Raw genomic sequence first — 25,855 nt, forward strand, 5'->3', positions numbered from 1 at the left:
TTCGCACGACAAAACGCCAATATTACTGCTGCGCCTCGAGTCGTTTCTGGAAAGGACACGAGATCAAGCACTTGTCGGAAGTCTTTGGCGATGAGAGGCCGGGCACAGGAGCCCGGTCTTGAAAGCGTTCAGGCTCAATCGCGTGTGACGGTTTTGGCGTTCATGAACGCCCTGATGCCCTCGTGTGACAGTTCGCGTCCATAACCCGATCGTTTGACGCCGCCGAAGGGCAGTGCGGGATGAGATGCCGTCATGCGGTTGATGTGGGTGCCGCCGGTGTCGAGATCGCGGATAAACCGCTCCTGCTCGGCCTTGTCTCGTGTGAAAACCGAACCGCCGAGGCCGAAATCCGAATCGTTCGCGAGTTCAATCGCCGCGTCGATCGAGCCGACCTTGAACATGATGGCGCAAGGGCCGAACAGCTCGTCGCGATAGGCCGGGGCGTTTTCCGGGACTTCGGCGATGATGGAAGGCTGAAAGAAGAAGCCCGGACCTTCCGGCGCCTTGCCGCCCGTGACGAGCTTGGCGCCCGCCGCGACCGATTGTTCGACCTGGGACTTCAGGTCCTCGACGCCCTGTTTCTGGGCAAGCGGGCCCATATCGGTTCCGGTCTCCATCGGATCGCCGAGCTTCATCGCTTCCACCTTGGCCTTGTAGCCTTCGAGATAGCGGTCGTAGACGTCCTCGTGGACGATGAAGCGCTTGGCCGCGATGCAGCTCTGGCCGTTGTTCTGCATGCGGGCGGTGATGCCGACTTCGATCGCCTTGTCGATATCGGCAGACGGCATGACGATGAACGGATCGGAGCCGCCGAGTTCGAGAACCGTCGTCTTGATCTCGTGCCCGCTGGTCGCGGCGACAGCGGAGCCCGCGCCTTCCGAACCGGTCAGTGTCGCGGCGCGGATGCGGGGATCCTTCAGAATGCCGTCGACCTTCTTCGAGGAGACGAGCATTGTCTGGAACAGTCCCTGCGGTCCGCCGGCATCGAGGATGACGCGCTCGATCTCCAACGCGCAGCGCGAAACGTTGGAGGCGTGTTTCAACAGCCCGACATTGCCCGCCATGATCGCGGGGGCCGCGAATCGCAGGCACTGCCAGTAGGGGAAATTCCAGGGCATGATCGCGAGGATCGGCCCGATCGGCAGATAGGCGACGAAGTTCTCCGAGGCCGGGCCGCCGGGCCGATCTTCGTTGGCGATCATCGCCGGGCCGTGCTCGGCGTAATACCGGCAGGCCATGGCGCATTTCTCGACCTCGGCGACCGCTTCCTTCAGCCGCTTCCCCATCTCCTGAGTCGCGATCCCGGCAAGTTCCTCTTTCCGGGTTTCAAGTTGGTCGGCGATCCGGTTGAGGAGGGCGGAGCGGTCGTCGAGGTTCGAGGTGCGCCAGTCGCGATAGCAGAGATCGGCATTGGCGATCGCCCGATCGATGTCGGCATCGGAATGCTCGGCATACTCCTCGATGATCTCGCCGGTTGCAGGATTGATGCTTGTCGGCATAGCGCGCCTCGCTTGAACTCTTGTCTCAAGTTAGGGATCGGCCGGGCCGATCCAGGTCGATGTTCCCGGAAACAGTCCGACCCCGACAATCCGTCCAGCAGATCAGAGCGTGCCTTCCGCCGCATCGATCTGGGCTCGCGTATCCTTCGCACCCTCGGCATGGGGATCGTCTTTCAGGACCTGTTCGAGCGACTGCTTCCATTCGTGGAGAATGGTCTTTTTCTCGGCGACGGAAAGGTTTGCATCGGCCGTGACCGCCGCCGGATTGCTGTAAGTGCCGTGTTCGGGGTGTTCGAAACGGATGGTCTCGCTCATCGGGAGCGCTCCTTCTTCTGTCGTCCCGTCGGCTCAAACCGCACGGGTCATTTTTGTCTGAAGGCCCAACGCGAGGGATCGGGAAAGGGTTCGAAGCCGAGACGGCAGCCAGCCAATGGCGCGCGGCAGTGCGCAGGCAGAACCGGTCGCGGTCGCCGCGTTTCGGTTTCCACCGTGTTTGGAGAAGGTGCCGTCAGACGATGAAGTTGAAGCTGCCGCGGCCGGCGCTCGGATCGAAGGCGACGAGCAGTTCGCTGCTGAAGATCCCGTCCCGCCGGTTTTGGGGCACGCGCGGGAAATAGAGCTGGGTGGTCAGGATCCGGCCTCCGCGCGGCTGGACGCGGACATGGATGTGCCGGGTTCGGCCGGGATAGAGGCCCGGCAGGATTGTTGCCAGACGCCAGCGGCCATTGGCGTCCGAGAACTGGTGCCCGCGCAGGCGAAAACCGGAATTGTCGTAATTGCCGTTGGCGTCGGCCTGCCAGAAGTCGAGCTTTACACCGGCGACCGGCCGGCAGTCCTGCCCGAGAACCTGGCCGTAGAGGAGGATCGGCTGACCGCCCGCAGTGTCGCGCGTCATGTCCGACTTTCGCGGCGAGCCGGAAGAGAAGAACGGTCCCTGCGTCTGAACCGGCGTCAGCGTATCGCCGCCGCAGGAGGGCGTCTGGGCGAGATAGAGATTGTCGGCGTGGGCGCGGCGCACCACGGCGGGCATCGCGATGGCGGTAACGAGGCCGGCCGTAAACAGGCGGCGATTGAGGTCGCGTGGTGCCATTTTGGGTCGCGCTCCGTGACGGTATCGGGGTCGCGGGCTGACACGATCAGTCCGGTCAGCCCTCGTCCTCGATGATAACACAGATACGCGCGGACCCGCCGGTGGATGCGTCGACGCGCCGCCGCAAGGCGAAGCGCTAGAACTCGCCCTCGTAGAAGACGCCGACTTCACCACTGCCCTCGGCATTCACCGAGCCGCGCGCCTTGAGACCCGCGCCGAGATCGAGGTCGACCGAAACGCGGCCCGTCGAATCGACGCCGAGATAGATATTGTCGTTGATGTATTTGCCGGCGCCCACGGCCGTCTCGCCATCCGCCGTCGTCGTGATGTCGAGATCGTCGACGCCGAGCTGCGAGCGGAGGTTCTCGAGGAGGCCCGTCGATCCACCAACGCCAGCGAGCGAGGCGGCCGCCTCGGCGAGCTGGGCGATCTGCAGCGGCGAGAGATCGCTGGTGCCCTGCTGGAAGATCAGCCGCGCCAGCACCTCGTCCTGCGGCAGGACGGGATTGGAGGAGAAGGTGAAGCTCGGATCGTCCGCCGGGCCGGTGACCGAGATGAAGACGGTCACCTCGCCGGCATCGGAGCGAGCGAGAAGATCGAGCGTCGGCACCAGATTGCCCGTGAAGGTGAGGGTACCTTCTTCGAAATCGAGCCGCCGGCCGAGAATGCCGAAGCGGCCTCGGATCAGATCGAAACCGCCGGTGATCTGCGGATCGGCGGAACTGCCAGTGATTTCGATCGTGCCACCGAGTTCGAGGTCGAGGCCGCGGCCGCGTACGAAGACCTGGTTCGGCGCGCTGAAGGTGATGTCGAGATTGACGCCCCCGCCGCCGGAGGAGCCCTCTGCCGCTTCCGGATTGATCTCCCGCTGCTGCTGGTAGACCGCTGGCCGCGCGTTGACATGGGTGACGTCGATCCGCGCGAGCGAGCTCGGCAGGTTCTCCGGAACGAGGATGTTGATCTCCTCTGCCGTGATATCGCCGGCGATCGTAGGTCCGTCCGTGAGCGGGCCGGTGATCGAGAGATCGGCCGATAAACTTGCGGTCACGATTTCGCCGTCGGTGTAGCGGCCCTGGTTGAGGACCACCGAGATGTCCGCGTTGAACGGCGGCGTCAGGCCGACCGTGCCGCCGACCTGTATCGTGCCGCCCTGGCCGAGGCTTGCGGAAAACGCGCTGATCGTCGCCGTCTGGCCGTTCAGGGTGATCGTGGTCGTGATGTTCTGGACGATGAGATTGGCCGTCGCGTCGACGAAGCGCGCGCCGGAGGTGGAGATCGTGCCGGTTACGTTTGGCTGGGTCGCCGGTCCGGAGACGATCGCGTCGATCGCGACCGTGCCGGTGATCGAGCGTCCTCCCTCGGCGAGCGTGCGATTGGCGAGTTCGAGCGGCGCGGTACCGTCGATGGCGATGTTCAGCGTCGGCCCGCCGGAAAGGTTGACCGTGCCGTTGGCGTTAAGCGCGATGCCCGAACCGGTGACGCTGGTATCCGTCGTCACCGTATTGTTGGCGAAGGTCCCGCTGGTATCGATGGCGAGCGCGCCGACGCCGGCGCTTCGGGTCTGGGCGACGGAGACGCCGGTCGCGCTGATGTCGTACTGGACAGACGGTGCGCTCGGCGAGCCTGCGACCACGACGGACCCGTTGATCGTGCCCTGCGGATCGACGCCGGCCGCCGCAGCGCTGGCGATGGAGGCCGGCAGGTTCGCGATATCCACGTCGAGATCGAGATTGCCGGCGCTTGCCGAGCCCGCGACCGTGATCGTGCCGGAGCCAACATTGAACACCGCCTGGCTGAGATCGACCGCCTGTGCGGCATAACTGCCCGCGATGTCGGCGTCGATCGGCGGCGCGCCGGCCGAGCGGCTCTGGGCGACCGAGACATTGTCGAGGGTGATGTCGAAATTGGCGTTCGGATCGGAAACCGAGCCCGTCGCCTGGGCGGAACCCGAGAGCGTGCCCTGTGCGCCGAGCCCGTCGACGAAACCGTTGGCGAGGCCGACCGGCAGCTGGTTGATGTCGACGGAAACGTCGAGGGTCTCGCCTACCGTGCCGGACGCGCTGAGCGAGCCGGCGCCGACATCCACTTGAGCGGTCTCGATCTGGACGGTGCCGCCGGCATAGGAGCCGGCCGCGTCGAAGGAGAGCGGCGCCGTTCCGGAGCGCGCGATTTGCGTCGTCGTGATGCCCGAGCCCTGAAGATCGAAAGTCGCATTCGGATCGGAGACCGGGCCGGTCGCCTGCGCGGTCCCGGAGATCGTCCCTTGCGCGCCGAGGCCGTCGACGAAGCCGTTGGCGAGACCGACGGGCAGCGCGTTCAGCTGGGCCGAGATATCGAGGGTCTCGCCGACCGTGCCGGAGGCTGTCAGCGAGCCCGAGCCGATGTCGAGCTGGGCGTTGGCGAGCGTCAGCGTGCCACCGGCATAACTGCCCGAGGCGTCGAGCGTCAGCGGGTCGACATTGCCGTCGCGCAGTTGGCGTGTGGTGATGCCCGTTCCGGAAAGGTCGAACTCCGCGTTCGGATCGGACAACGAGCCGGTGGCGGAGGCCGAGCCGGAGATCGTGCCCTCCGCGCCAAGTCCCTCGACAAAGCCGTTGGCGAGGCCAACGGGCAACTGGTTGATATCGACGTCGATATCGAGATTCTCTCCTACCGTCCCGGAGGCGGTCAGCGAGCCCGAGCCGACTTCGAGTTCTGCGGTCTCAAGCGTCAGCGTATTTCCCGCATAGGAGCCGGCCGCATCGAGCGTCAGCGGTGCGATGCCCGAGCGGGCGATGTCGGCGGTCGTGATGCCGCGACCTTGGAGCGAGAACTCGGCGTTGGGATCGGACAGCGAGCCAGTCGCCGTTCCGGTGCCTGAGATCGTGCCTTCGGCGCCGAGCCCGTCGACGAAGCCGTTGGCGAGCCCGACCGGCAACTGGTTGATTGCCAGATCGAGATCGAGGGTCTCTCCCGCCGTACCCGAAGCCGTGAGCGAGCCGGTGCCGACATCGAGTTCAGCCTGGTTCAGCTGCAGGGTCTGGTTCGCATAGGAGCCTGCGACATCGAGTGTGAGCGGCTCGATGCCGCCTTCCGCAAGTGCTGCGGTGGTGATCTGCCGGCCTTCGAGTGAGAACTCCGCCGTCGGATCGGAGATCGAGCCGGTGGCGCGTGCTTGACCAGAGATCGTGCCCGAGGCGTCAAGATTCTCGACGAAGCCGTTGGCGAGCCCGACCGGCAGGCGGTTGATGGAAAGATCGACGTCGAGCGCCTGACCCACGGTGCCCGACAGGTTCAGCGAGCCGTCGCCAACATTGACGACGCCGGTCTCGATCGTCGCGGTTCCCTCGCCGTAGGAGCCGGCAAGGCGCAGGCTGAGCGGCTGGATTCCGGACTGGACGATCTCGCTTGTGGTGATCCCGGCGCCCTGGATGTCGAAGGTCGCATTCGGATCGCCGAGCGGACCCGTCGCCTGCGCCGTGCCGGACAGGGTGCCGGTCGCGTTCAAGTTCTCGACGAAGGCGTTGGCGATGCCGACCGGAAACTGGTCGAGCCGGGCTTCCAGATCGAGCGTCTCGCCGACGGTACCCGAGGCGAAGAGCGATGCTGGTCCCGCGGCGATCTCGGCCCGTTCGATGGTCGCCGTGCCCTCCGCATAATCGCCGGAGACATCGAGGGTCAGCGGCTGGATGTCTGCACGCGCGATCTCCGGCGTCGTGATCCCGGTGCCGGTGAGGTTGAAGCTGGCGTTCGGATCGTTGCTGGGTCCGGTCACCCGGGCATTGCCGGAGATGTCGCCGCTGGCGTTGAGCCCGTCGACGAAGCCGTTGGCGAGACCGACGGGAAGCGAGTCGAGATTGACCGTCAGGTCGTAGCTTTCCCCGATCGAGCCTGAGGCGGTGAGTGAGCCGTCGCCGAAGGTGGTGTTGGCCTGCGTCAGCGAGAGAACCGCGTCCGCGTAGCGCCCGCTGGCGCGAAGATCGACCGGCGGCACGTCGGTGTCGATCAACTGCTGCGTGGCGAGTTGGCTCGCCAGGATGTCGAAGGCGGCAGTCGGATTTGACGAGGCGCCGCGCACCTGCGCCGTGCCGGAAATCGTGCCGGACGGATCGACGCCTTCGACGAAGGGCCCAGCGACGGCGGCGGGAACGGCACTCATGGCGAAGTCGAGATCAAGGGTCTCGCCGGCGCTGCCCTGGAGGCTGAGCGAGCCCTCGCCGGCGGTGAGCGTGAAACCGTCGAGGCTTGTCACGCCGTCGGCGATGGTGACGCTGGCCGTGTCCTCCAGCTGAACGCGCGCCTGCGGGATGTCCGCCACAAGCCGCGTGATCGCGAGGGCGGTCTCTTCCGGCGCGAAGCGCGCCCGCGCGCCGAGATCGATCGGCACGCCGTTCGCCTGGGCAGTGGCGGCGAGAGCGTTGAATTCCCCCTCGCGGCTGAGATCGACGTCGAGATTGGTGACGGCGACTGCGCCGGTATCGATCGTGTTGGCCGTGACCGAGCCCGTGGCGAAGGGCGTACCGAGATAATCGAGGACATCGAGATCGATATCCGCGCCCTGAAGCGTCGTGCCGGCAACGGAGAGGCTGTTCGCGGTGATGTCGGGCCGGGCGACAGGCGTATCGTCTGCGTCGAGATCGAGGCCGATGGTGCCGCTGATGTCGCCAGCCGCTTCGAGACCGCCGAGGGCCGCGAGCGGACCGATATCCTCGATCGCGACGTTGAGAGCGCCGACCGGCGCGAAGGCTTCCGTGAGACGCAGATCGCCGGTGACCCGGTTCTCGCCCTGGCGGATGAGAAGATCGACGATCTCGCGGTCGCCGTTCGCCAGCGTGCGCAATTCGGCGCGACCTTCGAGCGGCGCGCCGTCGAGGGTGCCGCCGATCTCGACCGTCCCCGTCGGGGCGTCCGAGGCGAGCGTGCCGCGGGCGCGGACCGTCAGATCGGCGAGTTCCTGTCCGTTGATCGAGAGCTGGTTGCCGTCGACTGAAAGGTCGATATTCGGCTGGTCGACCGAACCGCTCGCCTGAAAGGCGAATTCGGCCGTCCCGGACAACGAGGCGTTGACGTTGGAGGCTTCGCTCAAGCGGCCAGTGATGTCGGCCGAGACCGTTTCGTTTTCGAGCGCCGCATTGCCAGCCACCGAGAGCCCGGTGGAATCGAGCGCGAGGTTCGAGACCCGGAAGCCGCCGGTCTCGGTGCGCGCGACCTGGCCGTCGAGTCCGAGCTCCTCGCCGGCGATCGGCAGGAGAGCAGCAGAGATGGCGGAAGTCTGGAAGGTCGAGTCAAGCGTCAGGTCGAAGGTCGAGAAGTTGAGCGCGGCGGTGCCCTGAACGTTCAACCGGGCCGTCTCGGTCGTTGCGGTCGAGGAATCGAAGCGCAGCCCGTTCTCTGTGAGCGCGCCGGCGACCTCGATCCGGAGGGGGGCGGTGAGGACCCGATCCTGAATACCCTCCGGTGCCGAGAAGTCGTCCGCAGTCGCGACGATCTCAACGGGGCCTTGAAGCCCGATCAGGTTGAAGCCGGGGCTTTCGACGGACGCGTTCACGCCCTCGGCCTGATAGTCGCCATAGCCGCCCGCGGGCAGCGTCGCCGAGATGTCGAGCCGGGCATCGGAGAGTGCGCCCTCGATGGCCGCGTTGAGCTCGGCGATGGTAAGGTTCGCGTCGCCGAAGGTGAGGTCGAGCGCGCCTTGGCCTGCCGAGGCGATGGCGATGTCCAGATCGTTGCCGGCGCCGCTCGGATCGACCGCTCCCTGCGCACTGAGCCGGATCACGTCGGAGGCGACTTCGGCCTGTTCGATGCCATAAGTGCCGTCGTTGTAGAGAACGACCTGTGCGTCGATGTTGGCGCCGCCCTCGACATAGCGGGCATAGTCCTCCGGCACGAAGCGCGCCGCGGCGACCGAGAGCGAGAGGTTCACCCGCCGTCCGGTGTCGATCTCGTTCACGCGCGCTGTGAGCGAGGCGGCTTGTTCGCCGCCGACAGTAAGGGCGCCGTTGGCCATGAAGTCCGAGAGGGGACCCGATCCATTGACGGCAAGTTCGACGGCCGGCCGGTCCGGTATGTCCAGCAGACTCGCGACGAGGCCGCCCTGCGGTTCGCTCGCCTGGATGTCGACGGTCAGTTGGTTTTCGTCGGGCGCGAAGCCGAGATCGAGGACGATCTGTCCTGGTTGGTCGAGCCGCTGGATATTGGCGTCTACCGCAAGATTGACCGGGTCGTCCGAAAGCGACAGGGAGGCACTGGCCGAAAGTCGGGCCCGCGTACCCGCGATTGCCTCGCCGATGACGAATTCCTCGATGGCGAAATTGCCGATATCCGCGGTAATCGAGGGGAAGGAAAAGCCGCCTTCCGACTCTTCCTCTTCCACTGCCGGTGGCTGACCGACCGGCAGACGCTCGAGTACGATCTGGCCGGCAGTAAGGTTCTCGATATTGACGTTCGAGCGGACCAAGGACAAGGGCGACCAGTCCATGGCGAGATCGCTCGCTGACAGGAAAACGCCCTGCGGATCGGACACAGTCACGTTCTCAATCCGGATATTGCCCGTCAGCGCGCCCGACAATCCGTCGATCTCGACGGTCATCGTTTCGGAATTGATCAGTCCCTCGATCTGGCTCGCGAGAAACTCCTGTGCGGAGGCAGGTCGCGGTACGAGGAGAGCAGCCGCTACGAGAAGGCCGGCGGCGATCGAGAGGAAGCGGGCGACTACGGTCATGTCTTAAAAAGCCTGTCCGATGCCTGCGTAGAACTGGAAGTCGGCATCGCGCGGGCCCGGATCGAGTGGCACTGCGACGTCGACGCGGATCGGACCGAAATTGGTGAGATATCGAGCGCCGATGCCGGTGCCGATCTTCACGTCGCCGAAGTCCGGGACGAGGTCTTCCGAAGCGACGCCGAAATCGACAAAGGGCACGATCTGGATGTTTTCGGTCACGCCGATGCGCGCCTCTGCGGAGCCGTCGAACAGCGAAAGCCCGCCTTGGGGCGTATCCTCGAAGATCTCGTTCTGCCCTGGCCCAGCATTCGACGGAAAATACGGACTGATCGACTGGAATTCGTAGCCGCGCACCGAGCCGCCGCCGCCAGCATAGAAGCGCCGATCGTTCGGTACGTCCTGAAGATCAGCGCCGAAGACCGTGCCGTAGCCGAGCCGGCCGGCCAGCACGAGACGATCGCTTTCGAGCGGCGAATAATATGTCCGACCGTCGAGCCGCGAGGTCAGGAAGAAGGTCGAGGTGTTGATGCCGTAGGAGGGCTCCAGCCGCGCCTCGGCGAAGAAGCCCTCTGTCGGATTGAGCTCATTGTCGCGATTGTCGAAGGTATAGACCGTCGGCACTGAACCGATCAGATATTCGCGCGTATCGAGGAAATCGGTGATCTCCTCGTATTCGCCCTTCACGCTGACCTTCAGCGTCTGGTTCTCGTCGATCTCGTATTCGACGCCGCTGGTGGCGTTGACGAAGAGCCGATCATAGGCGAGGGGCTGCTCGCGCCCGGCGGAGATCGAACCGATATAGACCGAATCCGGGCCGAGGACGCCGGGCTTTTCGAACACCAGCGAAGTCGAGAAGTCGATGCCTTCAAGGTCCCGCGCCGTACCGGAAACGGCGGTTGCACCGATCCGTGAGACCGAGGCGTCAAGGCGGATATTCTCGGCCCGGCCGAAGAGGTTTCGGTAGCCGACATAGCCCGATGCACCAGCACCTTGCGTGTTCGAATAGGTGGCGCCGAGGCCGTAGAAGCCGAAATTCTGACGCTCGGCGACGGTCACTTGAACAGGCAGGCTGCCGTCGGGCGCCTGGCCTTTCGCTTCCTTGACGACCACGGAGGAGAAGACGCCGAGATCAACGAGGCGCTGGCGAGCCTGTTCGAGCTCTTCCGGCGAAAAGACTTCGCCGGCATAGATGCCTGTCATGTAGGCGACGAAGCCCGGATCGACCGTTTCGGGGCCCGAAACCCAGGTCTCGCCGAACGGCACCCTCGGGCCGGGCGAGATTTCGGTCAGATAGTCGAGCGTGTCGGTGGCAGCGTCCGCCAGAATGTCGCGCCGGGTGACGGCGACGAAGGGCCGGCCGTCTTCTCGAAGTTCCCGATAGATATTCGATTCGGCTTCCAGAACGTCGACGGACGAAGCCGAACCGCCCCGTTCGAGGCCATACTCGGATGGATTGACAGGAATGCCGCCGGTGTTCACCGAAACGCGGCCGAGTTCGTATTTCGGCCCCGGCAGGACGCGGATCAGTACCGGGACAGGCCCGTTGAACTTGGTGTCCGGTTCGATGTCCGAAATGTTCTGGCCGTTGAGGAAGATGTAGACGAGGCCGTCGTAGCGCGCGTTCTCGAACAACGCAGCGACGAGCCGTTTGCGATCGGTTCGCGCCTTGGCGATCAGACCGAGGGAGCCTGCGACCGGCTCGCCTTCGTCGGCCGCGAGCACCGAGGCGTCCTCGATGGTCGAGGCGATGTCGGCGTCGCCGTCCGGCGTCTGCGTGACCTCAATGCGGACCGTGTACTGGAGCGGATTGATGACGTCGAGGTCGCTGTCGTCCTCGCTTTCGAAGAACTTGATTCCGAACAGCTCGAAGGCCGATGCCTCGTGAGTCAGCGCGGCGAATCCCAGCATCGACCAAACGAACACATGACTGGCCTGGCTGCGCCAAATCCACAAAACGCGGTTACCCCCTCAGCGCCTTCATAACGCTTCCCGCCGATCACCAGCCGTATCCCCGCGGCGATAATGTGTCATACGGACGGCGGCGATCTTCCACGCAGCCATCCCGGCGAACTTTTATAGTCACCTTCAAAAAGGAACGATTCCGTTAAAGATAACAACCGGTGCCGGCATCAATTTGCGGCGATTCGACCCGATCGGCTTCGCTTCCGTTTAGGCTTGTGCCGAACCAGTCACAGGGTGGTCCGGCGAATGCTCGAACCAACCGGATCGCGTCCGGCCTGTTCTTCATCGGCCATGGGTCGAAGCTTTGAATCGTTCCATGCTGCACGAAGGTCCAATACCCAAGTTTGTGTTCCCCACGCAGGATGTCCGCGACCGGACCGGACGCACGCGGCGATTTGCTTGTCTTGCATGATTCTAAGAAAGACGGCACGCTCGCCTGCGGACAGCCGCGCTACGACCGCGGCGGGAAAGAATTTGATGCAGGACGGTAGAATTGACCCGCCTGCGCCATTCAGTGGGAGGAACAAGTGAGCCAAGTTTCAATGACGGTGAACGGGCGCAAGGTGTCCGGCGAGTGCGAGGACCGCACGCTGCTGGTCCATTTCCTGCGTGACAATCTTCACCTCACCGGCACGCATGTGGGTTGTGACACGTCGCAATGCGGCGCCTGTGTGGTCCATCTCGACGGGAAAGCGATCAAGTCGTGCACGATGCTGGCTGTCCAGGCGTCCGGGTCAGACGTAACGACGATCGAAGGCATCGCCAATGGGCAGGATCTCAACCCGGTCCAAACCGCCTTCAAGGAACATCACGGCCTGCAGTGCGGTTTTTGCACGCCCGGCATGATCATGACGATCACCGACATGATCAACCGGCATGGATCAGATCTCGACGAGGAGACCGTTCGCGAGGAGCTCGACGGCAATATCTGCCGCTGCACCGGCTATCATAACATCGTCAAGGCCGCTCTCGATGCGGCGTCCAAGATGGGGACACCCCAGCAGGTCGCGGCCGAGTGATCGGCGGGCAACGCCGAAACGGGCGTCGCCGAACTGCACGAAATTCGGTCGAACGCCGCGCTCCGATGATGTCGCGGCTTTCCTGCTATAAATCCTAGGGAGGTACACCAATGGGTGTCGAAGGTATCGGCGCAAAGGTTCTGCGCAAGGAAGATCGTCGGTTCATCACCGGCCAGGGACGCTACACCGACGACATGTCGGTTCCCGGCATGAAATACGCTGCGTTCGTGCGCTCTCCGCACGCCCACGCCAAGATCACCTCGATCGACGCGTCCGCCGCGCGGGAAATGCCCGGATTCATCGAATTCCTCGATGGTCAGCAACTGAAGGCCGACGGGATCGGCAACATCATCTGCGGCTGGGCGGTTACCTCCAAGGACGGCTCACCGATGAAGATGGGCGCCTATCCGGCGCTTGCCGACGGGATCGTTCGCTATGTCGGCCAGCCTATCGGCATCGTCATCGCCGAGACCCAGGCCCAGGCTCGTGACGCCGCCGAAGGCGTGATGATCGAGTACGAGGAGTTGCCCGTGGTCGTGAACGGCCCGGACGCCATGAAGGCCGGTGCGCCGCAGCTTCATCCGGAAGCGGAAAACAACATCTGCTTCGACTGGGAACTCGGCGATGCCGATGCGACGGCTAAGGCTTTCGAGAACCCGGCGAAGGTCATCAAGCTCGACATCGTCAACAACCGTCTCTCGCCGAACCCGATCGAACCGCGCGCTGCGCTCGGGCACTACAACTCGGCCGAAGACCACTACACCTGCTACACGACGTCCCAGAACCCGCATGTCGCGCGTCTCGTCATGAGCGCGTTCTACAATGTCGCCCCCGAGCACAAGCTGCGCGTCATCGCGCCGGATGTCGGTGGCGGCTTCGGCGCCAAGATCTACATCTATCCCGAAGAGATCGTCTGCCTCTGGGCCTCCAAGCGCACCCATGTGCCGGTCAAGTGGACGTCCGACCGCACCGAAGCCTTCCTCACCGACGCGCACGGCCGTGACCATGTCTCGGACGTCGAGATGGCGCTTGATGCGAACAACAAGATCCTCGGGCTTCGGGTCAACACCGTCGCCAATCTCGGCGCCTACATGTCGCTGTTCTCCTCCGCGACGCCAACCTATCTCTACGCGACGCTGCTGTCGGGCCAGTACAACATCCCGGCGATCTACGCGAACGTGAAGGGGGTCTACACCAACACTGCGCCGGTCGACGCCTATCGCGGGGCCGGCCGTCCCGAGGCGACGTATGTTATCGAGCGGACCATGGAGACGGCGGCGCGCGAACTCGGCATGTCGCCGGCTGAATTCCGCCGCATCAACTTCATCCGCGAATTCCCGCACCAGACACCGGTGATCATGAACTACGACACCGGCGATTTCGAAGCGACGATGGAAGCGGCGATGAAGACCGCCGATGTCGCCGGTTTCGAGGGACGCAGGCAGGAGGCAAAGTCTCGCGGCAAGCTGCGCGGCCTCGGCATGAGCTGCTATATCGAAGCCTGCGGCATCGCGCCGTCCAAGGCCGTTGGTTCTCTTGGTGCCGGCGTCGGGCTCTGGGAATCGGCCGAAGTCCGCGTCAATCCGGTCGGCACGATCGAGATCCTCACCGGTTCGCACAGCCATGGCCAGGGCCACGAGACGACCTTCGCCCAGGTCGTCTCCCAACGCTTCGGCGTACCGGTCGACAATGTTCAGATCGTCCATGGCGACACCGACAAGGTGCAGTTCGGCATGGGCACCTACGGCTCGCGCTCGGGCGCGGTCGGCTGCTCGGCGATCTCCAAGGCGCTCGACAAGGTCGAGGCGAAGGCCAAGAAGATCGGTGCTCATCTCCTCGAAGCCGACGAAGGTGACATCGTCATCGAGAACGGCGAGGTGAAGGTCGCTGGCACCGACAAGAAGCTCGCCTGGCATGAAGTCTGCCTTGGCGCTTACACCGGCCACAACCTCCCCGACGGCATGGAGCCAGGTCTGAAGGAAGGCGCGTTCTACGATCCGCAGAACTTCACCTTCCCGGCCGGCTGCTACATCTGCGAGGTCGAAGTGGATCCGGACACCGGTGTCACCGAGATCGTCCAGTTCGTCGCGGCCGACGACTTCGGCAACATCATCAATCCGATGATCGTCGAGGGCCAGGTCCATGGGGGTCTAGCCCAAGGGATCGGCCAGGCACTTCTGGAAGGCGTCAACTACGACGAGACCGGTCAGTTGGTAACGGCGTCCTACATGGACTACGCCATGCCGCGCGCCTGGGACCTTCCGATGTTCAAGGTCGAGACGCTCGTCACGCCCTGCACCACCAACCCGCTCGGACTTAAGGGTTGCGGGGAAGCCGGTGCAATTGGCTCGCCGCCGGCGGTCATGAACGCAATCACCGATGCGATCGGCAACAACGATCTGACCATGCCGGCGACCCCGGAAAAGGTCTGGAACGCGATCAACGCCGTGAACTGACGATCAAAAGTGGCGGCGGGTTTCGAACCCGCCGCAATCATGCTTCGGTTTTTGAACCAGCGTTCCGCGCCGAGTGCTCCATCTCCGCCACAAGGGAACAACGGAGCCGGCCGGGACACCAAGGGAGGCCAATTGCAATGTACGAAACATCCTATCAACGGCCGACGAGCATCGACGAAGCAGTCAAGCTGCTTGGCGATAGCGACGGCGAAGGCAAGCTGATGTCGGGCGGCATGACGCTGATCCCGACCATGAAGGCACGGCTCGCCATGCCGACCTCGCTGATCGATCTGCGCCACGTTGCGGAACTGAAGGGCATCAGCTTCGAAAACGGGCGCCTGAAGATCGGCGGCGGCACGACCCACGCCGAGATCAAGGCGGATGCGACCGTCAAGCAGCACGCTCCGACGCTCTCCTATCTCGCTGGCCTGATCGGCGATCCGGCCGTGCGCCACATGGGGACGATCGGAGGATCGGTCGCCAACCACGATCCAGCGGCGGACTATCCTGCTGCGCTCCTCGCCATGGGCGCGACGATCCACACCAATACCCGTGAAGTCGTGGCCGACGACTTCTTCACAGGCATGTTCGAGACGGCGCTCGAAGAGAACGAGATCGTGACGGCGGTCTCCTTCGAACCGCCTCAAGCTGCTGGTTGGGAGAAATTCCGCAATCCCGCCTCGCGCTACGCAATGGCAGGTGTCTTCGTCGCAAAGCGCGCCGATGGTTCGGTCGGCGTCGGCGTGACAGGTGCAGGCAATGCCGGAGTCTTCCGCTGGAAGGAGGCCGAAAGCGCCCTCGGTAGCAACTTCGACGGCTCGGCACTCGATGGGCTTTCATTATCGGCAAACGACATGATGGGCGACATGCACGGCTCGGCCGGTTATCGCGCCAATCTCGTCAAGGTCGTTACAAAACGCGCCGTTGCGTCCGCAAAGCGCTGATCAGAAAAACGGCATGGCTCAGACATCGAAGCCAACCTGGGCCATGCTGATCTCCGACTTGCGAATTTCTAACCCTCGGTAAGCCGGCGTCTCGCTCTCGAGTGATGGCGCGACTGCCAGATTGTGGCCCGGGACTTTACTTCTCGCCGGGCCGCATGGTTTCGGCACGTTTGGTCGCAGCATCGAGTGCACTGCCAATGGCTTTTCCGAGGCCGGCCAGGCGAGCCGCTTCGATTCCAGCGGCAGTCGGCCCGCGATAACCCTCTAGAGTTTCGAGCATATGGCTGGCCTCGGCGGGCGACCCGCGTAAGAGGCTGGGCGCATCGCAGACGACAGAGGTGACGGCCCGCCATACGACCTCCGGCGTGATGCCTTCGGCGACCCCGCGATCATACATCGCCTTTGCCATCAATGCTGGATAGGCGGCGCCCGATCCGGAGAGGGCCGTGAGGAATGCCAGTTCGTGTTCGTTCGCGACACGATCCACCGTCCCGATGACAGAGAGCAGCCGCTCGACTAGGTCGAGATCGGCATCCGCGATCCCGTCAGCAGCACAGATCGGCACATGCGCGTTACCTTCGCGTGCCCCGCCGCCCGGCATCGCACGGACAATGCGTGCGTCCGGCCAGTTCCGTTCAAGATGTGCCAGGGGCACACCTGCCATGAAGGAGACGACGATGCCTGCAAAAGCCGGCGCCTTCTGAGCCGCGTAATCCTCCGGCCGAACCGAAAGGACGACGATATCCGATCGTTCGGCAAGTTCACCTAGATTTCGTGCCCAGGTAACACCCGGCCAGGCATCGTAATCGCTCGTGGGGCCGCGTCGGTTCGCAACGACCAACTGCCCGGCCGTCACAACACCCTGCGTCAGGGAGCGTAGTCCAAGGGCAAGGCCGAGCCAGCCCGTTCCGCCGAGAATGCCGATCGTTTCTTGCATGGTCTCGACCTCGTTGGCGGTGCTGGCGGCTTTCTGCCAGTGATCGCTGAAAGCGGGCGAAGGTTACGGGCCGCCGCGCGCGAGGTCCAGCCACGCCAAAGTGTTCTCCGAATGTCACCCATTCATGTGAAGATTTTCGCTCGGTCTTTAAAAGATGTGTCGATCGCTGAGGGTTGTCGGCGTGGCCTTTTTGCAGGTGCCTCTCCATCTGCTCCATCCGCTCCAGCGTGACGAGGTGTCGAACAGAAAGCGAAGTTTCGGCTCCTTCCAACGCAAAACGGGCCGAGGCGTTTTCGCCCCGGCCCTTCTTGGTTTCTCGATTGCGGAAGCGCCGATTACTCGGCAGCCACCTGCGCCTGGTCCTTTCCAGCGCCACCACCCGTCACCTGCGGCGTGTCGTCGGTTACCGGATGCGAGTTCGGCTGGTACTCGTCGCTGGCCCGAGCTTCCTGCATCGCCTTGCGAACGCCCGCCTCGTAGTCCGGATGCACCTGCTTCAGATGACCGAGCCAGCGCTCGACGATCGCATCGCTGGTGACGCCCGCGACTGCGCCGCCCATGTTCTGGTAGAGGCGCTGGCGCTGCTCCTCGTTCATCACCTTCATCACGAGATCGCGGCACTGGCCGTAATCGTCGTAGATCTTGTGATCGTAGCGATCGGCATCGCCGAAGAGCGCGAGCGGCGGTTCCTGCGCAGAGCGATCCTCGACGGCCGCGCCCTGATCGGAAAACGAATTCGGCTCGTAATAGGCGTTCTCGTTGCCCGTGCGCACGCCGCCGAACATGTTCATCTCACCGTCCTTATGGTAATTGTGAACGGGGATTTTGGGCGCGTTCACCGGGATCGTCTCGTAGTGGGTTCCGAGGCGGTAGCGGTGCGCGTCCGCATAGGAGAAGATACGAGCCTGCAGCATCTTGTCTGGCGACCACGAGATGCCGGGGACAATATTCGACGGCGAAAACGCGGCGTTCTCGATCTCAGCGAAGTAGTTGTCCGCATTCCGGTTCAGTTCGAAGAAGCCGACGTCGATCATTGGATAGTCGGCATGCGGCCACACCTTGGTGAGGTCGAACGGATTGAACGCGCACTCACGGGCTTCTTCTTCCGTCATCACCTGGATCTGGAACTTCCAGCGCGGATACTTGCCTTCCTCGATCGTGTTGAAGAGGCGTTCCTGATAGCCCTCGCGCGTACGACCGATGATCTTCTCGGCTTCTGCATTGGTGTAGAAGTCGTGGCCTTGTTCGGTCTTGTAGTGGAATTTCACCCAGACCCGCTCATTCTTCTCGTTGATCAACGAGAAGGTGTGCGAACCGTAGCCGTTCATGTGCATCGGCGACTGCGGCAGACCGCGATCCGACATCAGGATCGTCACCTGATGGACCGCTTCCGGTGAAAGGCTCCAGAAGTCGAACATTGCAGTCGGCGAGCGCATGTTCGTCTTTGGATGACGTTTCTGAGTGTGGATGAAGTCGGCGAACTTGTATGGGTCGCGCACGAAGAAGATCGGCGTATTGTTGCCGACCATGTCCCAGTTGCCGTCCTCGGTGTAGAATTTCAGCGCGAAACCGCGCACGTCGCGTTCGTGATCGGCCGCACCGGATTCGCCGGCGACGGTCGAGAAGCGGGCGAGCATTGGCGTCTCGGCACCCTTCTGCAGGCACTTCGCCTTGGTGTATTTCGAGATGTCTTCCGTGATCACCAACCTGCCGTGGGCACCCCAGCCCTTAGCGTGAACGGTGCGCTCGGGGATGCGCTCGCGGTTCTGGTGCGCGAGCTTCTCGATCAGTTGGTAGTCCTGAAGGAGCAGCGGACCGCGCTCGCCGGCGGACAGCGAGTCCTGATTGTTCGGCCACGGCGCACCCGCCGAAGTTCTCAAAGTGTTTCGTTCAGCCATGATGGCCTCCCTGGTTATCGCCAGTCTTAGGTCGTGCCCGACGGCTGGAATGCTTCGGCCCGAATATGGAAAGGCTGGTCGATAAGAGCCAATCATATTTGATGAGTTGCGCGATAGGATTATCTTATCGGCATGCTCACACTGCGCCAGATCCGCTATTTCGAAACTCTCGCCCGGACATTGCATTTCGGCCGTGCGGCGGCCGCACTCAATATCAGTCAGCCCGCTTTGTCGGGGCAGATCCATCAGATGGAAGCCTTCTTCGACACCCCACTCTTCCACCGTAAATCGAACGGGGTGTCGCTGACAGCCGACGGCGAATTGGTCGAGAAACGTGTCCTGCGGATACTGGCGGACGTTCGCGAACTCGAAGGGCTCGCGGCCATAGGGGATGGCGTCCTTTCCGGTCATTTGCGGGTCGGGATGATCGCGACGGTCGCGCCCTACATCTTGCCGCGCTTGCTGCCGCTTCTTTCGGGCCGCTTTCCGAAACTCGAATGCGAGGTGCGCGAGAGCATGACCGAGCGGCTGATCGCCGACGTCAAGCGGGGCGATATCGATTGCGCGGTTGTCGCTCTGCCGCTCGGCGATGAGGACCTGCAGACACTGCAGCTTTTCGACGATCCCTTCTTCCTCGCCGCGCCGCCCGAGATCGCCGTTCGCCTGCCGAACCCCGTTCCGGCGACTATCGTCAACAGAGAACGGATCATTCTTCTCGAAGAGGGCCATTGCTTGAGGTCTCAGGCGTTGGATGTCTGCCGGCTTGCGGGCGGACCCGAACTGGGGACTCTTGGCGCGACGAGCCTGACCACCATTCTTCGGATGGTCGCCGGCGGTCTCGGCGCGACGCTCATCCCTAAGATCGCCATTGCGGACGAAACGCGCGGCGGCGGATTCGAGGTCCTTCCGTTTCAGGACCCCGTTCCTTATCGCCGGCTTGCGCTGGCGTTCCGTCCGACGACGGCGCGTTTCAGGGATTTCGAAGCGTTAGGCCGCGTCTTGCGAGAAGCGGCGGACGGCCCGCCCGAGACAGACGGGGAAACTTGAATGGATTGTCGTTCTTCCGGCCCTTTGGAATGCTGTGTCCGCCCCTCTTGCCACTTCACGAAAAAAGCGCCTCGCTACGTCCACATCCTGCTATGATCGTCGCTTGCGAACGGGCGCGCCATAGCCATTCGGGAGAACGATGATGGTCGAAGTATCCGCTTCCGAGGTCCACACGTGGCTCGGGACCACCTACCGGTCGATTCTCGCCCCGATGGCCTCCAGTGGAGCAATGTCGATCGTCGACAGCGTTTCGCCGGCCGGCAGCGGTCCGCCCCGGCACATCCATCACACCGAAGACGAGACCTTCGTCGTGCTGACCGGCCGGGTGAAGTTCTGGCTCGAAGGCGAGGAATTCGTCAAAGGTCCGGGTGAGACCGCGTTCATTTCGCGCGGCAAGGAGCATACGTTCAAGATCGTCGGTGAAGAGCCGAGCCGGCATCTGCTCATCCTGACGCCGGGCGGGTTCGAGGAATTCTTTTTCGAAATGGCAGCAGGCCAGTTCGCGATCCCGAGCGACACGCCCGCCATCCAGGCATCGGCCGAGAGGCACAACATGACTTTAACCGGCCCTCCGCTCGACTGACGCGTTCGGCCGCCCCTTCCGAAAATGTGAGGCTATCGTTATCGCCCATCGCCGGACATTCGGCAGTAACAGTCACTATCTCCTCTCGAAACAAAACCTGACCCGAGAGGCTTTCATCATGACGATCTTCCGGAAAACTCCCATCGCTTGCCTGCTAGCAGGTAGCGCTTTCATCGCCGCGGTCCCGGCGATGTCTCAGGAGACGCTGACGATTGACGGCAACGGGGGTACGACGCTGACGGGCACGCCGCTCGTGGAGTTCGACGAACCCTGGGCCATGACCTTCCTCCCGGACGGCTCGATGCTCGTGACCGAAAAGGCCGGTGCGTTGATGCATGTCACCTTGGAAGGTGAAAAGACCGAAGTCGGCGGCGTTCCGGCCGTCGCCTATGGTGGGCAGGGCGGCCTAGGCGATGTGGTTCTCCATCCGGACTTTGCCGAGAACGACATGGTCTATCTCTCCTTTGCCGAAGAAGGAGATGGCGGCTACGGCGCTGCCGTCGCGCGCGGCACGCTAGACCGGTCCGGCGAACAGCCGGCACTGCGCGATGTCGAGGTGATCTGGAGGCAGGATCCAAAGGTCGGCGGCCAGGGCCACTACTCCCACCGCATCGCCTTCGGACCGGCGGGCTCGGAGCAGGAAGGCTATATGTTCGTCACATCTGGCGACCGCCAGAAGCAGGACCCGGCCCAGGAGATGGACGTCAATCTGGGCAAGGTGCTTCGGCTGAACGAGGACGGTTCGGTGCCCGACGGCAATCCCTTCGCCGACGAAGGCGGTGTCGCGGCTCAGTTCTGGACCGTCGGCAATCGTAACCTCCTGGGGATCGACTTCGACAGCGAGGGCCGTCTTTGGGAGATCGAGATGGGACCGCGCGGCGGCGACGAACTGAACCTGATCCAGCCGGGCGAGAATTACGGCTGGCCGGAGGCCTCCAATGGCGTCAACTATTCGGGCGTCCCGATCCCCGATCACAATCCAGACGAGGACGGTTTCAATGCGCCGGAAGCCTCATGGACGCCGGTCATCTCGCCGGCGAGCCTCCTCATCTACGATGGCGACATGTTCGCCGAGTGGCAGGGCGACGCGCTTATCGGTGCGCTGTCCGGTCAGGCGCTCGTTCACGTCGCTCTCGAGGGCGACAGCGCCGAGGAGGAAGAGCGCTTCTCCTGGGGCTCACGGGTCCGCGAGATTGAGCAGGGTCCGGACGGCGCCGTCTGGGTGCTGGAGGACGGGTCCGGCGGTCGGCTGATCCAGCTGACGCCCGGCGATGAGGCTAGCTGAGCCCGTCGAATACGACCGGTTCGGGCGGATCTAGCGCGGCCGTTCGAACCGGTAGCGGTCGGCCTCGGTGGCCGACCGCACATGACATCCGGGCATATGATCGTTCACGAACCCCATCGACTGCATGAAAGCGTAGCAGGTCGTCGGCCCCACGAAACGGAAACCTTCTTTCCGCAGCGCCTTCGAGAGCCGCACCGAGGCCGGCGTCACGGGATTGTCGCGCATCCAGTTAAGCGTGACGCGATCCGGTCGCTCGTCCGCCTCCGGCTCGAAAGCCCACAGAAAGGCGGCGAGCGAGCCCTCGCGTGCAATTAGCGCTTCAGTGGCCCTCGCATTGGAGATCGCCGCCGTGATCTTTCCCCGATGCCGGATGATCCGCGCATCGCCCACGAGACGCTCGACGTCGTCTTCGCCCATCGCCGCGACCCGGCCGATTTCGAAGCCGTGAAAGACCTCGCGGAACGCTTTACGCTTCTTCAGGATCGTCAACCAGGACAGCCCCGCCTGGAAGCCCTCCAGACAGAGCTTCTCGAAAAGCTGCCGGTCGTCGCCGACGGGACGCCCCCATTCTTCGTCGTGGTAAGCCTGATAGAGTGGATCGTGACCGGCCCAAGCGCATCGCAAGAGTCCGTCATGTCCCTTGGTCAGCCCGTCCTCATTGCTATCGGCCATATGCTTCACCTGCTTTACAAGACATGAAAGTCTCGCGCTATTTCTCAGAGGTTCGTGATCGGCGTCGGGAAAAAGCTCGTGGTCGACGAAGACGACACAAGACTAACAGCGCTGAGATCGATCGCGGCGCGAGAACTGCAAATCGACGGCCTTGCAGGCAAACCTCCCGTTACCCGCACAACGCTCGTTTTTTGAACGCGATGGGTTTTCATCGCCTGAAAGAGACGATATATCCGAGCCAATGCGCCGTTCGACGGCCTATTGGGGAATAGGTTAACGGTAGACCAGCGGACTCTGACTCCGTTAGTCCTGGTTCGAATCCAGGTTCCCCAGCCAATCGATGTCTCAGTAAAATCAGCTGTTTACGCTCTATAAGGCGCCCTGATCTACATCCCCTCATGTCGCTTTTATGTCGCAACCGTTTCCCTTGATTTACAGGGGTCTCCAAATAGCACCGGCAACTCCACGCGACATGTGATGCGACATGGATCCAAGTTCCTGTCTCACCTTTTGACAAGGACTTACTGGCTGAACTCTGCCGACCCCGGTTGCCCATGCGCGCTTCAAACGCATGGCGCAGATGCTGGAAGGCTTCCAGCAGGTTCCAGTAATAAAGCGGTTCCGCCTGTTCCAGCGCATTCGATTGGGTCTCGATCAGCGCCAGGTAGTGCACCGGATCCACCACGAGGGTCCCATTACCGTAGCATTGGCGGTACCGGGCGATCTCAGAGGTGGCTTCGGATATTTGAACAGCGGGATAAGGTGATTGTCTGCCTGAAGACGGCCAGGATGGCCGCAATGAGGAGAGACGATGACGAAGAGACCCCGCCGCAATCACAGCCCGGCTTTCAAGGCAAAGGTGGCGCTTGCTGCCGTGCGAGGCGAGAAGACGCTTGCCGAGCTTTCACAGCAATATGATGTTCAGCAGAACCAGATCGGCCAGTGGCGCGCCCAGTTGCTGGAGAAGGCGGCTGATGTATTCGGTCCCGCTTCGTCATCGGCCTCCGTGCCGCCGACCGACGTGAAGACGCTTCACGCCAAGATCGGTGAGATGAGGCTGGCGAACGATTTTTTAGAGCATGCGCTCGACAAGGGCGGACGGTTGCCGAGCGCAAAGCGATGATCGACCGGTCTGACGTCCTTCCACTCGCCGCCCAAGCCCGGAAGTTGGGGATCAACCGCGGCGTGATTACTACGAGCCAGGCCCGGCGAGCGAAGCCGATCTGACGCTTTTGAGACGGATCGACGAACTGCATCTCGACTTCCCGTTCGCGGGAAGCCGGATGATGCAAAGGCTTTTGAAAGGGGAAGGCTTCGCTTCCGGTCGCCGACATGTCGCCACGCTAATGAAGTGGATGGGTAGCAAGGCGCTCTATCGAAGGCCGAACACCTCGAAGCCCGCGCCCGCACACAAGTTCTATCCCTATCTCCTTCGGAAACTGGCGGTTACTCGGCTCAAACAGGTCTGGGCGATGGATATCACCTACATCCCAATGCGGCGTAGGTTCGTGTACCTTGCCGCCTTCGTGGACTGGTTCAGCCAGAGAGATCTGGCCGGGCGGCTTTCGATCACGCTCCACGCTGATTCTGCATCGAAGCGCTCGAGGAGGCACTGGCGCGGTTCGCAAAACCGGAGATTAAGAACACGGCTCAAGGTAGCCAGTTTTCGAGCAACGACTTCATGGCAATGCTTCCGGCGCAAGACATCCGGATTTTGATGGACGGCAAGGGGGCCTGAGGCGCGACGACGTCTTCGTCGCACGGTTGTGGCGGACAATCAAATATGAGGAGGTTTACCTCAGAGCCTATTAAAGCGTCGGCAAAGTCCGAACCTCGATCGGCCGCTATCTGAGCGTTTACAATGGCCGCCGCACGTATTCCCGCCTCGGCGGGAATGCGCCGGACACCATCTAGTGCGATTTCACCGTGCTCGAAGTCGTTGGTTTGCGCTGGGCATTGAGGCGTGATTCCCTGTTCCAGATGGAATGGAAGGTTGAGGTCATGGCGCGACCGTACGGGGTCGATCTTCGCAAGCGGGTTGTCGAAGCGATCGAAGGCGCCTTGTCGACGCGGACCGCTGGCCGGCGATTTGCGATCGGGGAGTCGACTGCGTGGGCCTAGCATCGCAACTGGAAGCGAAAAGGCACATATGATCCAGATCGACAGGGTCAGCCGGAGGGCTCCCAACTCGACGCGCATGAGGCCTTCATCCTCTCGCTGATCGAGACCGACGACAAGGCCATCTCGCTGGCGGAGATCGTCGATCGTCTGGAGACCGGCAAGGGCGTCGGCACTTGTCAGTCGCTGATTTCCAAGTTCTTCAGGAAGCGTGGCATCACGTGGAAAAAAGACCGCGCACGCCGTCGAGCAGCAGCGCGAAGACGTCCTTGCCGCGAATGAGGCCTGGTTCGAAGAGCCGCCCGATCTCGATCCGCGAAAGCTCGTCTTCATCGATGAAAGCGGCCTGAACAGCAAGATGGCACGGCTGCGGGGGCGCTCCAGGGGCGGCGAGAGATGTCGCGCTGCGGTTCCGCATGGCCACTGGAAGTCCACCACCTTCACCGCCGGCATGCGGCTCGATGGCATCGTCGCGCCCTGGCTCCTCGACGGTGCAATGGATGGTGAGGCGTTCCTCGTCTACGTCCGCAAGGTGTTAGTGCCGACACTTGTCCCCGGCGATATCGTGGTGATGGACAATCTTCCGGCGCACAGAGTCACCGGGGTCAGGGAAGCGATCGCGGGCGTCGGTGCCGAACTCCGCTACCTTCCGCCCTACTCACCATACTTCAACCCGATCGAGATGCTCTTTTCCAAGATTGAGGCCCTCCTTCGAAAGGTCGCCGCTCGCACTGTTCAGGGACAGCATGACGCCATAGCCTGGCCCTCAACATCTTCGAACCAGACGAATTCCAAAACCACTTTGCCCACGCGGGGTATGACCCAGATTAAGGTCAAATTGCTCTAATTCAGTCAGCCGCTGCTCGCCGCGGCCCGAAACCCGCAGGCAATCCACTTATCTGGAGCGCCTGAACAAGGAGGAGAAGCGCAGGGCCGACGTAGTCGAAATCTTTCCGAACGAAGAGTCCATCATCCGCCTCTTCGGCGCGATTCTCTTCGAACAGAACGACTAACGGCAGACCCAGAACAGATACATGCCGCTCGAGGCCATGGCCTAGATCGACACCGTCGACGTCGATCCTATACTCGAGCTTCAGCCTGCCGCCGCATAAGACTGCCGGATTAGCCGCCTTCGAGATTACCCCTCATTGAGGAACGTGACCGCGAGCACTCAGGGATCACTAAGTGACTGTTATAGCGGGAGCAATGGCGCGCTTGCTAGAATGGAGAACACATACGTCATCGAAGTGAACTATTCGACGTTCGTCTCGGGGCGACGGATTTGTGGTTTTGCACGACGGCATGGCTTCGACGCATTATCGACTCTCCCCCGCTTTGCCGGCGGTCTGTGAACTTGACCACGCCAATCGGCGTGGGAGAGAATTGGCCGAATTACATCTTAACCACGGGGAACGCGAACTGATGAAGGGCTAATCAACGACGCGCACTTCCCCGCTTGACGCATCCAGATCGAGAAACCCTTTTCGATTAGATCAGCGGCAGTGTCGAGATCTCGAACATATATCGCATGCTCTGCCAGGTGCTTTACGTTCCCATGTGCTGGATCTGCAAGTTGATATCCACTTGTGGTGAGATGCGGTTCTTCTTGTCCCCACTGCGAGAAGTGACGCGTTCAATCCTGACA

14 protein-coding genes, 1 tRNA gene and 4 pseudogenes are annotated in these 25,855 nt (G+C 62.7%); 10 read left to right on the top strand and 9 right to left on the bottom strand.

What is annotated here, in order from left to right; translation table 11 throughout:
• Positions 1-134: 134 nt before the first annotated feature.
• The 5 genes from FP2506_RS14525 to FP2506_RS14545 form a co-directional block, all read right to left on the bottom strand.
• On the bottom strand, positions 135-1,499 hold the full coding sequence (locus FP2506_RS14525; RefSeq protein WP_007068297.1) for an NAD-dependent succinate-semialdehyde dehydrogenase: 1,365 nt from the start codon (positions 1,497-1,499) through the stop codon (positions 135-137).
• A gap of 102 nt (positions 1,500-1,601) precedes the next feature.
• Positions 1,602-1,814 carry a hypothetical protein gene (locus FP2506_RS14530; protein WP_007068298.1) on the bottom strand — a complete coding sequence of 71 codons (213 nt, stop codon included), beginning with the start codon at positions 1,812-1,814 and terminating at the stop codon, positions 1,602-1,604.
• Positions 1,815-2,007: 193 nt separating this feature from the next.
• Positions 2,008-2,589, bottom strand: coding sequence for a dioxygenase family protein (locus FP2506_RS14535; RefSeq protein WP_007068299.1), 582 nt, complete (start codon positions 2,587-2,589; stop codon positions 2,008-2,010).
• Between the two features lie 136 nt (positions 2,590-2,725).
• Positions 2,726-9,289, bottom strand: coding sequence for a translocation/assembly module TamB domain-containing protein (locus tag FP2506_RS14540; RefSeq protein ID WP_007068300.1), 6,564 nt, complete (start codon positions 9,287-9,289; stop codon positions 2,726-2,728).
• A 3-nt stretch (positions 9,290-9,292) separates the two neighbouring features.
• Entirely contained in the window at positions 9,293-11,197 is a 1,905-nt protein-coding gene (locus FP2506_RS14545; RefSeq protein ID WP_007068301.1) for an autotransporter assembly complex protein TamA, read from the bottom strand.
• A 581-nt stretch (positions 11,198-11,778) separates the two neighbouring features.
• Here FP2506_RS14545 and FP2506_RS14550 point away from each other — a divergent pair.
• From FP2506_RS14550 to FP2506_RS14560, 3 genes are all read left to right on the top strand, one after another.
• Entirely contained in the window at positions 11,779-12,270 is a 492-nt protein-coding gene (locus FP2506_RS14550) for a (2Fe-2S)-binding protein (RefSeq protein WP_040489167.1), read from the top strand.
• A gap of 110 nt (positions 12,271-12,380) precedes the next feature.
• Positions 12,381-14,726, top strand: a complete 2,346-nt coding sequence (locus tag FP2506_RS14555) for a xanthine dehydrogenase family protein molybdopterin-binding subunit (protein WP_007068304.1) — start codon at positions 12,381-12,383, stop codon at positions 14,724-14,726.
• A gap of 137 nt (positions 14,727-14,863) precedes the next feature.
• A complete protein-coding gene (locus FP2506_RS14560; RefSeq protein ID WP_007068305.1) occupies positions 14,864-15,670 on the top strand; it encodes an FAD binding domain-containing protein in 807 nt (268 codons plus the stop codon).
• A gap of 136 nt (positions 15,671-15,806) precedes the next feature.
• On the opposite strand, the gene FP2506_RS14565 is transcribed toward FP2506_RS14560, so the two are convergent.
• Together FP2506_RS14565 and FP2506_RS14570 are read right to left on the bottom strand one after the other, a co-directional pair.
• Positions 15,807-16,607, bottom strand: coding sequence for a pyrroline-5-carboxylate reductase family protein (locus FP2506_RS14565; protein WP_007068306.1), 801 nt, complete (start codon positions 16,605-16,607; stop codon positions 15,807-15,809).
• A 335-nt stretch (positions 16,608-16,942) separates the two neighbouring features.
• Complete coding sequence (locus tag FP2506_RS14570) at positions 16,943-18,505, bottom strand: catalase (RefSeq protein ID WP_007068307.1); 1,563 nt, start codon at positions 18,503-18,505, stop codon at positions 16,943-16,945.
• A gap of 132 nt (positions 18,506-18,637) precedes the next feature.
• On the opposite strand from FP2506_RS14570, the gene FP2506_RS14575 reads away from it, so the two are divergent.
• From FP2506_RS14575 to FP2506_RS14585, 3 genes are all read left to right on the top strand, one after another.
• Positions 18,638-19,552 carry a hydrogen peroxide-inducible genes activator gene (locus FP2506_RS14575; protein ID WP_007068308.1) on the top strand — a complete coding sequence of 305 codons (915 nt, stop codon included), beginning with the start codon at positions 18,638-18,640 and terminating at the stop codon, positions 19,550-19,552.
• 139 nt (positions 19,553-19,691) lie between these two features.
• Positions 19,692-20,135: a cupin domain-containing protein gene (locus FP2506_RS14580; RefSeq protein ID WP_007068309.1), complete on the top strand. Its 444-nt coding sequence runs from the start codon at positions 19,692-19,694 to the stop codon at positions 20,133-20,135.
• 118 nt (positions 20,136-20,253) lie between these two features.
• Positions 20,254-21,420, top strand: a complete 1,167-nt coding sequence (locus FP2506_RS14585) for a PQQ-dependent sugar dehydrogenase (RefSeq protein ID WP_007068310.1) — start codon at positions 20,254-20,256, stop codon at positions 21,418-21,420.
• 30 nt (positions 21,421-21,450) lie between these two features.
• Here the strand turns inward: FP2506_RS14585 and FP2506_RS14590 are convergent, their stop codons facing one another.
• A complete protein-coding gene (locus FP2506_RS14590) occupies positions 21,451-22,092 on the bottom strand; it encodes a DNA-3-methyladenine glycosylase I (RefSeq protein WP_007068311.1) in 642 nt (213 codons plus the stop codon).
• 262 nt (positions 22,093-22,354) lie between these two features.
• On the opposite strand from FP2506_RS14590, the gene FP2506_RS14595 reads away from it, so the two are divergent.
• Positions 22,355-22,428: transfer RNA gene (locus FP2506_RS14595), tRNA-Gln, on the top strand.
• Positions 22,429-22,627: 199 nt separating this feature from the next.
• Here FP2506_RS14595 and FP2506_RS19245 read toward each other — a convergent pair.
• A pseudogene (locus tag FP2506_RS19245) lies at positions 22,628-22,819 on the bottom strand (IS21 family transposase); the annotation flags it as partial.
• An 84-nt stretch (positions 22,820-22,903) separates the two neighbouring features.
• On the opposite strand from FP2506_RS19245, the pseudogene FP2506_RS18465 reads away from it, so the two are divergent.
• From FP2506_RS18465 to FP2506_RS18470, 3 pseudogenes are all read left to right on the top strand, one after another.
• Positions 22,904-24,006, top strand: a pseudogene (locus FP2506_RS18465) (IS3 family transposase).
• A gap of 87 nt (positions 24,007-24,093) precedes the next feature.
• Positions 24,094-25,041: pseudogene (locus tag FP2506_RS14615) on the top strand (IS630 family transposase).
• Between the two features lie 68 nt (positions 25,042-25,109).
• Positions 25,110-25,220 (top strand): annotated as a pseudogene (locus tag FP2506_RS18470) (transposase); the annotation flags it as partial.
• Between the last annotated feature and the right edge of the window lie 635 nt (positions 25,221-25,855).

This window comes from Fulvimarina pelagi HTCC2506, from assembly GCF_000153705.1.
GTDB lineage: Bacteria > Pseudomonadota > Alphaproteobacteria > Rhizobiales > Rhizobiaceae > Fulvimarina > Fulvimarina pelagi.